Here is a 12,663-nt window from a genome sequence, read left to right on the forward strand (position 1 = left end):
GTCACGGTGCTCCCGGGGGTCGGTGCAGGGGTACGGTTGGGTAACGGGTGCCGCCCCCGGTAACGAACCTGACCCCAAAAAGGAGGTAGATCGATGGCGCGCTGGATATATGTGATTGGTGCTTTGCTTGTAACGGTAACCTTTTCCTTTTTTCTTTTCTATTCTGTAAGGGCTTTCAATTTAACGCCGGATCGTCCTTCTGCATCTTATAAAGCTCCGGACTATCGATTCGTACTCGTTACAGAGGAAGTGAATAATGACTACTGGCGACTAGTGGAGAAAGGGGCACGCGCTGCAGCAGAGAAATACAATGTTTCGCTCCAGTATACCGGACCAAAACAAGCCAATTTTGATGAACATAAGAAAATGATTGAAATGGCAGCTGCCTCAAAAGTAGATGGCATCATCGCGCAAGGATTAAACCAGGAGGTATCTCCTTCGCTGATTAATCAAGTATCAGCGAAAGGAATTCCTTTTCTAACAATCGATACAGATGCGCCCGAAAGTAATCGCGTGGCGTACGTCGGAACCGATAATTATTATGCCGGGTTTCTCGCAGGACAAGCGTTACTCAAGGATACAGAAGGGGAAGTGAAGGTCGGGATTATTACGGGGCGATTTGATTCAGCGAATCAAAAGCTAAGGGTGGAGGGGTTTAAAGATGCGATTAAAGATAGCAATCGCGTAAAGGTGATTGCCATCGATGAATCTCAAATTACGAGAATCCAAGCTGCAGAGAAAACGTATGAAATGATCAAGGCGTTTCCGGATATAAATGCTTTTTATGGAACTAGTGCCCTTGATGCAATTGGGATTGTACAGGTACTTGAAAGCATTGGGATGACGGACCGGGTTTATGTGATTGGATTTGATACTTTGCCTGAAACAATCCAACTCATTGAACAAGGAAAGCTAGAAGCAACCGTTGAACAGAAACCCTATCAAATGGGGTATGACGCGGTTGAATTAATGGTTCAAGTGCTTAAAGGAGAAAAGGTTTCCCCTTATCATCACACGATGACAAATGTCGTTCGTCAACAAGACTTTACTCAAACAGAAACAATGACGCCGGGAGGGATGAAACAACAATGAAAATTCAAGCGAGATTTATTCTCTTTTTTACATTGCTTGTTCTTCTGATGAACGGTGTCGCGTTTTACTTGTTTCATAGTAGTCAGGGTACAATTGATGATTATCACACGAGCTTTGAGCGATTTATTGTCTTAAATGAGATTTCGCAACAAACGAATACAGTCTATGAAGCTATGAATACGTATCTAACAGCCCGGACGCAAGAAGAATTAACAGCTTATGCTACTGAACGAAAAATTCTATCACAAGAAAAGGAAGAGCTTCTTGAGACGGTCAAAAATGAAGGGAACGATCAAATCGTCACAAATTATGAAAACATGATTGAAAGCTTTTTACTTGAATGCGATATAACCGTACAGGCCTTTCAGAGGCAGGAAATTAATCAGTATTCAGGTCACTTAAATCAAGCAGCCCAAATCTCTGCCTTTATCCAAGAAACAACGCTAACACTCATTAATTCTGAATTAACGGATTACCGCACCTTTTACAACGAAATGGATCAAAAAAGTTCATACCTGCAGTGGATGGGGATTTCGTTATTTGTTTCTATGATTTTAGTTAGCTTCTTAATGGCCTTCTGGTTTTCACGGGGAATTACTACGCCAATTCATGAGCTTGCGGCAGCGGCTAGAAAATTATCAAAAGGTGATTTTACAGCGAGTAAAGTGATTGTTCATTCAAAAAATGAACTGCAGCTGTTGGCTGAAACGTTCTATCGCATGCAGGAAAATATAAAAGAGCTGATTAAGGAAATTAAACAGAAATCAGAACTCGATCAACTTTTGAAAGAAATGGAATTAAAAAGCCTTCAAAGTCAGATGAATCCTCATTTTCTATTTAATACACTTAATACGATTTCCAGACGCGCTTACATTGAAGGGGCCGATCAAACAAGTGAATTGATCGAATCAGTTTCGGCGCTTCTCCGCTATAATCTTGGTAATCTAGCGAAAGACGTAACGCTTGAAGAAGAGCTCACAATTGTGCGGGAATATTTCTTTATTCAGAAGTCGCGATTTGGTGAACGTGTGACGTTTGATGTCATCGCAGATGAGAACGTCCTCGACTGTAGAATTCCTGTTTTAACCCTTCAGCCAATTGTTGAAAATGCGTTTATCCACGGCGTCGAGTCGTATGAAGCAGGTGGGGAAATTACGATACGTATTTATGCAGAACAAGAAGAGGTCATCATTGAGGTTTTGGATAATGGAGTTGGTATTGAAACGGAAAGACTTTCACAAATTTTTTCTGAAGATGAAGGGGCAATTGCGCAAAGGCAGGGGCATTCGACAGGACTTGGCATGCAGAATGTAAAAAAACGAATTGAATTGTTCTCGGAACAAACAGGTTCTATGACCGTTGAATCTTCTCAAAAAACAGGGACCACTGTTCGATTGAATGTACCTTATCAAACGATGGAAGGAGAGGAACAATTTGCTTAAAATCATGATCGTGGACGATGAGCAGCTAGAACGAGATGCTTTGGAAATGATGATCTCAAGAAAATATGGCGATCGCGTCACTCTTCTTAAAGCGAAAAATGGAAGGGAAGCCATTGCGCTTGTGGATGAGTTCCAACCACAAATCATTTTTATGGATATTAAAATGCCCGGAATTGATGGAGTCGAAGCGGTAAAAATCATTAAAAAGAGTCATGCCAACATTCGGTTTATTATGCTCTCTGCTTTTGACACCTTTAACTATGCAAGAGATGTCATGCAGCAAGGGGTGAAAGAATATTTGCTGAAGCCAGGGCGTAAGAAGGAAGTTTTAGCTGCTCTCACACGCGTTTCAGAGGAACTTGAAGTAGATCGAGTAGAAGCGGAAAAAAAGGAGCATGTTCAAGCAAAGCTTGCAAAAGCGGTTCACTTACTTGAAGGGGAGTGGATGAATGCGATCCTAATGAATCAAGTGACGGAGTTCAGTCCTTCTGAGTGGAGCGAACTCCTTGGTTTTCAAACGACAGCAGGTTATGCCATCGTTATTAAATTTCCCAACAAACAGGAGGTCTTCATCAATGAAATGGTCCAGTGGATTAAGGAAAAATTGAAAACCACTTTTCCAGGTGAAGTATTAATTGGAGTGAGAGATGACTGCTATTTACCCTGTTTTCTTTTTAGCGAAAATCTTCATGAGAAGGATAAGCGCATAAAGTCAAAAGTACTGCCGTTGATACGAAATCTTCTTTATGAACTTAAACATCGTTTTCATGAAGCGGTTTGTATAGGCATAGGAACGCCCTATCAGGAAGCGAATCAATTCGTTGCTTCATACCGAGAAGCTCTTCATACGGCTCGGAATCTAGATTTTCAGCATGAGGTAACGTATGCATTTTATCAAGAAGGAAAAAGCGGAAGGATACCTAGCCGGAATGTTACACAGGAGCAGGAATCGATTGTCATCAATGCGATTCATAATGGGGAATTTGCAAGAGCGATGCAAGCACTTGATGTGTATGTTGAAATGATTTCAAATAAGCCCACTTCCATCTATGTTCAAAAGCTAAATGAACTCTTTCTTGTCGCGGAGCGGATTCTTCAAACCAATGGAATTGTCTTATCCTCTTATTCCTACATAGTGGCGGAAAGTGAGTCTGAAGCGACCAATCTAGCGCGAGAAAAACTCCGGAAGTTAAGCGAGCATGTTCAGGGATGGCGTGCACTCCACGGAGGGGATCGACTTGAACAAGTCAAAAAGTACATTCGATCTCATTTTCATAAACAGCTTACCCTTGAAGAAGCAGCCGATTATGTAGAGCTTAGTCCCTATTATGTTAGTAAATTATTTAAAGATAAGAGTGGCATAACTTTTATAGATTACGTTACAGAAGTTCGGATTACAGAAGCAAAGCGGGAAATGCTCGATCCTACCAAAAGCTTAAAAGAGATTTGTTTTAACGTCGGGTATAAAGATCCGAATTATTTTAGTCGCGTATTTAAACGAAAAGCAGGCTTGTCACCTTCTCAGTATCGTGAGCGGTTACAAACCCTTAAACAGTAGGAAACGCCGATCGTTCTAGTCGTAGGTGCAAAGCGAGATTGATATTATCTTAAACTATTTTCTTATTTCATTCTTCCCTCTTCGAAAGGTATACTTAGAATGCAACTTGGGACGCAACATCCCTTAAACAGAGAGGATTTATCATCATGCTTGATTATAAGCTATATAAAAATAAGGCAAGTGACAGCGAAACGATCGTCTTGCTCCATGGTCTTGGTGGGAACTATGGGATCTTTTATCACCAGATAGGAATTTATAAAAAGCAGTATCATGTGTTAGCGATAAACTTACCGGGCCATGGAAATTCACCTCTTACATCAAGCTATGATACCCCTTTTACGGCTGAATTGATTGCTGATGAGATTCTCGGTCTTCTAGATGAATTGAAAATCTCAAAAGCCCATTTAGTAGGTATTTCACTCGGATCCGTTGCGGTGCATCACTTGTTGCAGCGGGCACCAGATCGTATTCAGAGTGCCGTGCTTGGAGGAGCGATTACGCGATTTAATTCCTTAGCTTCCTCCTTACTATTGGCTGGAAATGCAGTGAAAGCTTTTATGCCGTATATGTGGTTATACAAATTGTTTGCTTATGTGATGATGCCAAAATCAAATCATTCCCGTTCACGTGAACTCTTCATAAGAGAAGCGATGAAAATGAAGCGGTGTGATTTTCTGGCATGGTATGGATTAGCTTTTCACGTGAAAGCGACCTACGTAGAAGTACAAGAAAAGAGTGAAAACATTCCCAAACTCTATATTTCAGGTGAACAGGATCATCTCTTTGTCAAACCCTTGCTTGAAGATATTCACAGCGACCAACAGGCGACCCATTTATTATTAGATTGCGGTCATGTTTGTAACGTCGAAAAACCGAAAGAATTTAATGCTGCTTCTATGGCGTTTTTCAACAAACATCGAATAGAGAAAAGCATTTCAACTGCCCTATAACGTTTCTTCATAACAAAGAGGAGTTTCCTGTTAAATTGGTAAACTCCTCTTTATAGTTGAAAGGATATAGGATTTCTCTTTATTTCGTTAATTGAATCGAATAATCCTTCAGAATCCCCTCCTGAACATACCGCTGGATGGAGTGAAGTTCTTTTATCACTCTTGCCCTTTCTTCATCATGCTTCCACCAGTTATTTTGCTGTCCGAGTTCACGATCATCTGAACAATAACTATAGGAGATCCAGTCTGGCATATAAGTGGTAAGTGTTAGATGACATCTTTTCATATGATAAGGCGAACTTACAATTAATAGCCGGTTAATTCGGTTTAAACCAATCGAACGTTGCAAAACCATTAGAGAAGCGAGAACGTTTTCTGTGGTGTTTGCAGCCTCATGCTCGAGTAAAATAGCTTCATTTGGTACGCCGAGATCGACTAATCGATCTTTCATCCAAGTAGCTTCCGTTTCCTCGTTTTCTCCCCATCTTGCTGCAGATCCTGAAACAAGAATTTTAGGGGCACGTTTATCATGATAGAGTTTTGCAGCTTTTATAACACGGTGAATGTTCTTTGACCCGAAAACAAAAATACAATCACCGGATTTGTGATCATCTACGGTTTCCTCGAACATGATGGCCGTAATTTGTTCCCTTGAGAGATTGTCCGGGTCTAGTTCGGATAACTTCATTTTTCATTCACCTCATTTATACAGAAATACCTGCTTCCTTTATAATTCTCCTTCATTGTGAGAAGACCCTTCCTTTATTTGTGTTGTACTAGCTTATGAGAAACACCACAAAAAAGTGAAGATAACCACAAAAATATGAAGGCGCTTACATAACTTAAGCGTCATTCGGTTTGATAAAGTGTGAGTAACAAAAGAAATGGGGGGATCAATCGTATGAAAGGAAGGCTTAAATCATTTACGGGTTGGTTTTTAATATTTGTGTTAGCGCTTGGACCACTTTCTGCTTGCTCGAGTTCTAATGAAACAAGCGGCGGCTCGAGTAATGAAGAAACGCTTGATATTTTTAGCTGGTGGACAGGTGCTGGGGAAGAAGATGGATTGAATGCGCTTATTGACTTATTTAAAGAAGAATATCCTGATATTGAAGTCGAAAATGCGGCCGTTGCTGGCGGGGCGGGAACAAATGCGAAGGCTGTCCTTGCAAGTCGCATGCAAGGGGATGATCCACCAGCAACATTCCAGGTGCATGGCGGTTCCGAACTAAATGATGGCTGGGTCGCAGCTGGAAAAATGGAAACGCTTAACGACCTCTATGAAGCTGAAGGATGGGAAGATAAGTTTCCAGAGGACTTAATTGATCTTGTTAGTAAAGACGGCGATATTTATTCGGTTCCAGTAAACATCCATCGGGGTAACGTGCTCTGGTACAATACGAGCGTTTTTGAAGAAAATGGTGTGGAGCCACCGAAGACGTTCGATGAATTTTTTACAGCAGCCGATCAGCTTCAGGAAGCAGGCGTAACGCCTCTAGCCCTCGGTGACAAAGAGCCATGGACAGCAACGCATCTCTTTGAAACAGCGCTTCTTGGAACGCTTGGTGCAGATAATTACAAAAAACTTTTTACTGGGGAACTCTCATTTAGTGATCCAAAAGTAAAAGAAGCGGTTGAAAATTTCAAGAAAATGTTGAGCTACGTAAACGAAGATCATAGTTCTCGTAACTGGCAAGATGCTTCTCAGCTCGTCGCAGATGGAGAAGCAGCGATGAACGTCATGGGAGATTGGGCAAAGGGTTACTTTGTGAATGATCTTAATTTGAAAGTGAAAGAGGATTTTGGTTGGATGGCAACACCGGGTACGGAAGGAATGTTTATGGTGATTACCGATACGTTTGGTTTGCCTAAGGGCGTATCAAATCCTGAAGACGTTAAGAAATTTCTATCTGTTCTTGGTTCTGTAGAAGGGCAGGATGCGTTTAATCCTTTAAAAGGTTCGATCCCAGCTCGCGTAGATGCTGATCTTTCAAACTACGATGAATATGGTAAAGAAACGATTGAAGATTTCAAGAGTGCAAGTCTTGCACCGAGCCTTGCGCATGGATCGGCAGCACCTGAAGGTTTTGTTACGAAAGTGAACCAGGCGATTAATATTTTTGTGACGCAGCAGGATGTTGATCAACTGATTAGTTCACTTGAAGATGCTTCTAGTGACCTGAAGTAAAAATGTGCTGGGAGAAGATTGGTTCTTCTCCCTTTTTGAATGGTAAGGGGGATGATGATGGAGACTGAAACAACGATGCGATCGGTCACAGTAACAACGCGGAAGAAACGTTCGCTTACGAAGGATCACATGCTTGCGATTGGCTTTCTTATTCCTTCAATTTTATTAGTTGGTGTATTTGTTTATGGATTTATCGGCTGGACAGGCTACGTTTCGTTAAGTAATTGGAACTCACTTGTCCCAGACTTTTCATTTGTTGGATTGAAAAATTACCTTTATTTGTTTGGTGATTTCCGTTTTCAAGCAGACCTACGAAATACGCTCTTTTTTACAATCATGTTTATTTTAGCCGTGATTGTCGTAGGGCAAATTCTAGCGATCCTTTTAGACCAGAAAATTCAGCAGGAGTCACTGTTTCGCAACATCTTTTTCTTTCCGATGGCACTTTCATTTGTCGTTACAGGGGTCGTCTGGCAGTGGCTGTTGAATCCTTCCACAGGGGTTAATCTATTTCTTGCAAAGCTCGGACTGGATTCAAAATGGTATACCGATACGACAATCTTTCCTGCCATTGGCTGGGGTAAAATCGAATTCGGAATTCCAATCGCCATGATCGCTGTTGTCATTGCGGCCGTCTGGCAAATGACTGGCTTCTCGGTTGCGATGTATCTTGCCGGGTTACGAGGCGTTCCTGAAGAAGTAAGGGAAGCGGCTCGCATGGACGGAGCAAATGAATTTCAAGTGTATTGGAAAATTATTATGCCGATCCTCCGTCCCATTACGGTCAGTGTGATCATCATTATGGCTCATATTTCACTTAAAATATTTGATTTGATTTATGCGATGACGGGACCAGGTGCAAACTTTGTTACTGATGTGCCCGGTGTGTATATGTATGAAACGACGTTCAGAGGAAATTATTACGCGAACGGAGCAGCGATTGCGGTTGTCATGCTTTTAGCGGTTGCGATCTTTATCATTCCTTATCTTTGGTCGAGTCGGAAGGGGGAAGCTTAGTGGCTATACGATCGTTCACGCGCCCTATTCTCTATGCTTTACTTATTGCACTTTCGTGTTTCTACCTGATGCCCGTTTATGTGATGATCATTACGAGTCTCAAGCCACTTGAAGAAGTCACGTTAAGTCAAATGTGGCAGCTGCCGACCTCCCTGGACTTTAGTAGCTATTCCGAGGCTTTTACAAAACTTGCGCCAAATCTATTGAATAGTTTTTATCTTGTCATACCAGCCACGTTGTTATCCGCGCTCTTAGGATCCTTAAATGGGTACGTCCTTTCAAAATGGAAATTTAAAGGCGCGAATACGCTGTTTACAATTATTTTATTTGGAATGTTTATCCCTTACCAAAGTATTCTAATTCCGCTTATTCAGTTTCTACGGGAAATCGGTCTATACAATTCAATCGCTGGACTTGTGTTTGTTCACGTCGTGTACGGCATTCCAATCACGACTCTAATGTTCCGGAACTTCTATGCGAGCATTCCTGATTCGATGATTGAATCAGCCAAAATAGATGGCGCTGGATTTATAGGAGTCTATCGTTTTATTATGGTGCCGTTATCGATTACAGGCTTTGTTGTTGTCGCAATCTGGCAGTTTACAAATATTTGGAACGAGTTTTTGTTTGCGGTCACGATTACGACATCGGATCAGCAGCCAGTTATGGTCGCGTTACAAAATTTATCTGGAAGCCAAATTGTCCAATGGAATGTTCAAATGGCTGGTGCTCTACTAGCTGCATTACCAACCCTTCTCGTGTATATTTTTCTTGGAAAGTTTTTTGTGAAAGGATTACTTGCTGGTTCAGTAAAAGGATAGGGGGAAAAGAGCAGCTTATGCTGTTCTTTTTGTTTTTTCTACTAGAGGTTCTTTTCAAAAATAGAGGAATTTCGCCTACTTATCTTGAAATTTGTTTGAATAGTGAGAAAAATGGTAAAATTATTAAGTGATCTTACTTAAATGGAGGGGGAGTGCCGATGTTTCATTCTTATAATGTAGATGGTTACTTTGATGAGATGCTTCAGGAAGGCAAAAAGCCAAGGGGACATTGCAAACCGTTCCACGAAAAATTAACCGAAGTGGCGCCAGAAGAATTGCAATCGCGCTATGAACTGGCCCAGAGTGATTTTCTCAGACAGGGCATAACATTTACGGTTTATAGTGATAACGAAGGAACGGAACGAACGATGCCATTTGATTTTGTTCCAAAAATTATTCCTCCAGATGAATGGCAGGAGCTTGAACGTGGACTCATGCAACGTTTCGATGCATTAAATGCCTTTCTAGATGATGTCTATCACGAACAAAACATCTTAAAAGACGGCATTATCCCTCGTGACCTTGTTGTCAATTGTCAGCATTTTTTCCAGCAAGTAGCAGGAATTGATCTTCCAAGAAGGCAACACATTTTTATGGCTGGTATCGATCTAATACGGGACGATAACGGCGAGTACCGTGTTTTAGAAGATAATCTACGTAATCCCTCAGGCCTCTCCTATGTTTTTCAAAACCGTTATGTGATGAGAAAGGTATACCCAGAATTTTTTAATCAATATTCTGTTCAGTCTCTTGAGCAACAGTTTTCCTACCTTCATTCCGCCATGGCTTCGCTTGCTCCAGAAGGTCGTGAATCACCAACCATTGTTCTCTTAACCCCTGGTGTTCATAATTCTGCTTACTATGACCATTCTTTTATCGCTCAGCGAACGGGCATCGAGCTTGTTGAGGGGAGAGATCTTGTTGTAAGAGAGCGCCAAGTCTATATGAAAACGGCTCGTGGATTGAAGCAAGTTGATGTTATTTATCGTCGTATTGATGATGAGTTTCTAGATCCGCTTGAATTTCGTGAGGATTCCTTACTTGGTGTACCTGGCTTGATCGATGTTTACCGTGCAGGTAATGTTTCAATATTAAACGGAATTGGCAACGGGGTTGCAGATGATAAAGCCATCTATCATTTTGTTCCTGACATGATTCGCTATTACTTGAAAGAAGAACCATTAGTGAAAAATGTTGAAACGTATCTATTACGATATGACGATCAGTTAGAATATGTCCTCGATCACCTGTCAGAGCTAGTCGTAAAGCATACGAACGCTTCAGGTGGTTATAACATGCTGATTGGTCCTCACGCTTCTAAAGATGAAATAGAAGCGTATCGAAAACAAATTCTTAACAACCCGTCTGAATTTATCGCTCAACCGACAATTAAGTTATCTCGCTTACCCGCTTTTAAAGAAGACCGATTTGCGGCATGTCATGTGGATCTTCGTGTTTTTATTTTCGGTGGGGAAAAGACGCATGTTTTTCCTGGAGGCTTAACACGTGTTGCGCTAAAAGAAGGTTCCCTAGTCGTCAATTCCTCTCAAGGTGGCGGAGCGAAAGATACATGGGTGCTTGAAGAAAATCCAGTTCATATTTAAAAGGGGAGGGAACATTGTCAATGCTAAGCAGAGTAGCTGATTCACTGTATTGGTTAACCCGAAATGTGGAGCGAGCGGAAAATAATGCACGATTAATCGCGGTTAAATTAACAAGCCGGCTTGAAAACGCCAATCCAACTGAAGAAATGAATCAAAATTGGTATGAACTGATCGAAATTAGCGGTTTTCAAGAGGTTTTTGATGATGAATATGACCGTTCAATTGATCGAAATGTGATTGAATTTTTATTATTTTCGATAAAAAATCCTAATTCTATCTTAAATACGATTACAATCGCAAGAGAAAATGCTCGAGCTGTTCGTGAAATTATTCCAAATGAGCTTTGGGAAAGCATTAATTCATTTTATCTCAATTTAAAAAGACAGAGTCATGCCCCGTGGACGATGGAAGAAGTAAGCGATATCTGTGAATTTGTAAAAAAGGATTCTCTCCTATTTCAAGGTATCGTTGAAGCCACAATGCCACGAGGAGATGCTTACCTTTTCATGGAAATGGGTAAACACTTGGAAAGGGCTGAAAAAGCAGCTCGCATCTTAGACGTGTATTATCATAAAAATTTGGATTCCTACCAGAACAAAGAAATTGTTGAGTATCATCATTGGTGGTCTGTTCTTCAGTCGGTTAGTGGGCACGAGGCTTATATTAAGACGTATCGACCATTGATTAAAAGTCGGAATGTCGCTGAGTTTTTCATTTTAAATGCTGAGTTTCCAAGGTCGATGATGTACTGTATCCAAAAAGTACGAAATGCGTTTGTTGCGCTCGAAGATGGGCATGTTGAACACTATTCAGAGTCACTTGCGCAGGAACTTGAACACCTTGCCAATGATTTGTATGATTTTTCGATAGAAGAAATCTTGAATCAAGGTGCCCATGCGTTCCTTCAAAGCTTTCAACATCGCTGTATGACGATCGGCCTGCACATTACAAAAACCTATTACCTGGGGGAAGTTGTGATACCATGAAATACGAAGTTACCCAAACGAACACTTATGAATATGAGTTGCCAGTAAGACAGAGCATTAATCAATTCAGGCTCCGGCCGCTTCACGATGTGCAACAATCGCTTCATGACTATCGTGTTCGAATTCGACCTGAGAGCATGACTTACGGGCACACGGACTATTGGGGCAACTATGTCGAGACGTTTTACCTTTGGGGCGAGCATCAAGGCCTTGAAATTGAAACCGTTTCAACAGTTGAAGTGCATCCTCTAACGTTGGATGTTACGTTACCATTGACGGGTAAACAGCGAACGGAACTTCATTCAGAATCGTTTAAACAAGCCTATACCGAATATCTGATTGAAACGGATTATACAACGATTTCAAAAAACGTTATGGAAGAAGAAACGCGAGAACTCTGGGCAAATGCGAGAGATGAGCTTGATTTTGCTGTGAAGTTAAATGAGCATATTTATAACACGATGGAGTATGTGTCTGGGGCAACGAATGTGGAAACAACAGCTGAGAAAATCTTAACCCATCGGACGGGCGTTTGTCAGGATTACACCCATTTAATGCTTGCTCTTTGTCGGCACCGAGGGATTCCAGCACGCTATGTGAGCGGGTACATCTACATTGGAGAAAATTCAGCTTATCGTGGTGATGCAGCAACGCATGCCTGGCTTGAGGTCAAAGTCCCAGGGTTAGCCTGGATTGGTCTCGATCCAACGAATAACGCGATTGCGGCAGAGCAGCATATTCGTATTGCAGTAGGACGAGACTACCGTGATATTTCTCCGTTAAAAGGGGTATATATCGGCGGAGCTCAAACGCTAAACGTAAGCGTCGGAGTGAAAAATTTAGAAGAACGGGTCAGCGGGTAAGAAGCTGCTCGTTTTTTTATGGTAATGGACATAATAAGCAATAATAAAGTTTTAATTTTTTTCAGAATCCTGTCTAAGGGAATCTAAATTAGGGTATTGGAATGAATAGATCATTTGAAAAACAATAAAAAGGGTGATGTCA

The 12,663-nt window shown here is 41.3% G+C and carries 11 protein-coding genes; 10 read left to right on the forward strand and 1 reads right to left on the reverse strand.

Annotation, left to right across the window (positions count from 1 at the left end):
• The first annotated feature begins 93 nt into the window (after positions 1 to 93).
• The 4 genes from PQ511_RS07875 to PQ511_RS07890 all read left to right on the forward strand — a co-directional run bounded on the left by PQ511_RS07875 (position 94) and on the right by PQ511_RS07890 (position 5,042).
• The gene (locus PQ511_RS07875; protein ID WP_273851353.1) at positions 94 to 1,092 is read left to right on the forward strand and encodes a sugar-binding protein; all 999 of its coding nucleotides are present in this window, start codon (positions 94 to 96) and stop codon (positions 1,090 to 1,092) included.
• Positions 1,089 to 2,534 carry a sensor histidine kinase gene (locus PQ511_RS07880; RefSeq protein ID WP_273851354.1) on the forward strand — a complete coding sequence of 482 codons (1,446 nt, stop codon included), beginning with the start codon at positions 1,089 to 1,091 and terminating at the stop codon, positions 2,532 to 2,534. Before PQ511_RS07875 ends, PQ511_RS07880 begins: the two co-directional genes overlap by 4 nt.
• On the forward strand, positions 2,527 to 4,092 hold the full coding sequence (locus PQ511_RS07885) for a helix-turn-helix domain-containing protein (RefSeq protein WP_273851355.1): 1,566 nt from the start codon (positions 2,527 to 2,529) through the stop codon (positions 4,090 to 4,092). Before PQ511_RS07880 ends, PQ511_RS07885 begins: the two co-directional genes overlap by 8 nt.
• Before the next feature lie 146 nt (positions 4,093 to 4,238).
• Positions 4,239 to 5,042, forward strand: coding sequence for an alpha/beta fold hydrolase (locus PQ511_RS07890; RefSeq protein ID WP_273851356.1), 804 nt, complete (start codon positions 4,239 to 4,241; stop codon positions 5,040 to 5,042).
• A 79-nt stretch (positions 5,043 to 5,121) separates the two neighbouring features.
• Here the strand turns inward: PQ511_RS07890 and PQ511_RS07895 are convergent, their stop codons facing one another.
• Complete coding sequence (locus PQ511_RS07895; protein WP_273851357.1) at positions 5,122 to 5,730, reverse strand: YdcF family protein; 609 nt, start codon at positions 5,728 to 5,730, stop codon at positions 5,122 to 5,124.
• Between the two features lie 213 nt (positions 5,731 to 5,943).
• Here PQ511_RS07895 and PQ511_RS07900 point away from each other — a divergent pair, with 213 nt between their 5' ends.
• From PQ511_RS07900 to PQ511_RS07925, 6 genes are all read left to right on the forward strand, one after another.
• A complete protein-coding gene (locus PQ511_RS07900; protein ID WP_273851358.1) occupies positions 5,944 to 7,230 on the forward strand; it encodes an ABC transporter substrate-binding protein in 1,287 nt (428 codons plus the stop codon).
• Positions 7,231 to 7,281: 51 nt separating this feature from the next.
• Entirely contained in the window at positions 7,282 to 8,247 is a 966-nt protein-coding gene (locus tag PQ511_RS07905; RefSeq protein WP_420541670.1) for a carbohydrate ABC transporter permease, read from the forward strand.
• Positions 8,248 to 8,315: 68 nt separating this feature from the next.
• Positions 8,316 to 9,068 (forward strand): carbohydrate ABC transporter permease, encoded by a 753-nt coding sequence (locus PQ511_RS07910; RefSeq protein ID WP_420541673.1) that lies wholly within the window; start codon positions 8,316 to 8,318, stop codon positions 9,066 to 9,068.
• 158 nt (positions 9,069 to 9,226) lie between these two features.
• Positions 9,227 to 10,672, forward strand: coding sequence for a circularly permuted type 2 ATP-grasp protein (locus PQ511_RS07915; protein ID WP_273851360.1), 1,446 nt, complete (start codon positions 9,227 to 9,229; stop codon positions 10,670 to 10,672).
• 20 nt (positions 10,673 to 10,692) lie between these two features.
• The gene (locus tag PQ511_RS07920; protein ID WP_273851361.1) at positions 10,693 to 11,658 is read left to right on the forward strand and encodes an alpha-E domain-containing protein; all 966 of its coding nucleotides are present in this window, start codon (positions 10,693 to 10,695) and stop codon (positions 11,656 to 11,658) included.
• Positions 11,655 to 12,521, forward strand: coding sequence for a transglutaminase family protein (locus PQ511_RS07925; protein WP_273851362.1), 867 nt, complete (start codon positions 11,655 to 11,657; stop codon positions 12,519 to 12,521). The genes PQ511_RS07920 and PQ511_RS07925 overlap by 4 nt, the downstream gene beginning before the upstream one ends.
• The last annotated feature ends 142 nt before the right edge of the window (positions 12,522 to 12,663 follow it).

It is taken from the genome of Guptibacillus spartinae, assembly GCF_028610625.1.
GTDB classification, from domain to species: domain Bacteria; phylum Bacillota; class Bacilli; order Bacillales; family Guptibacillaceae; genus Guptibacillus; species Guptibacillus spartinae.

What these genes read in the sequence shown, in the direction of transcription:
- PQ511_RS07920 (WP_273851361.1), top strand. Translation starts at nt 10,693, where the DNA reads ATGCTAAGCAGAGTAGCTGATTCACTGTATTGGTTAACCCGAAATGTG.
- PQ511_RS07925 (WP_273851362.1), top strand. Translation starts at nt 11,655, where the DNA reads ATGAAATACGAAGTTACCCAAACGAACACTTATGAATATGAGTTGCCA.
- PQ511_RS07910 (WP_420541673.1), top strand. Translation starts at nt 8,316, where the DNA reads ATGCCCGTTTATGTGATGATCATTACGAGTCTCAAGCCACTTGAAGAA.
- PQ511_RS07905 (WP_420541670.1), top strand. Translation starts at nt 7,282, where the DNA reads ATGATGATGGAGACTGAAACAACGATGCGATCGGTCACAGTAACAACG.
- PQ511_RS07880 (WP_273851354.1), top strand. Translation starts at nt 1,089, where the DNA reads ATGAAAATTCAAGCGAGATTTATTCTCTTTTTTACATTGCTTGTTCTT.
- PQ511_RS07915 (WP_273851360.1), top strand. Translation starts at nt 9,227, where the DNA reads ATGTTTCATTCTTATAATGTAGATGGTTACTTTGATGAGATGCTTCAG.
- PQ511_RS07900 (WP_273851358.1), top strand. Translation starts at nt 5,944, where the DNA reads ATGAAAGGAAGGCTTAAATCATTTACGGGTTGGTTTTTAATATTTGTG.
- PQ511_RS07890 (WP_273851356.1), top strand. Translation starts at nt 4,239, where the DNA reads ATGCTTGATTATAAGCTATATAAAAATAAGGCAAGTGACAGCGAAACG.
- PQ511_RS07895 (WP_273851357.1), bottom strand. Translation starts at nt 5,730, where the DNA reads ATGAAGTTATCCGAACTAGACCCGGACAATCTCTCAAGGGAACAAATT.
- PQ511_RS07875 (WP_273851353.1), top strand. Translation starts at nt 94, where the DNA reads ATGGCGCGCTGGATATATGTGATTGGTGCTTTGCTTGTAACGGTAACC.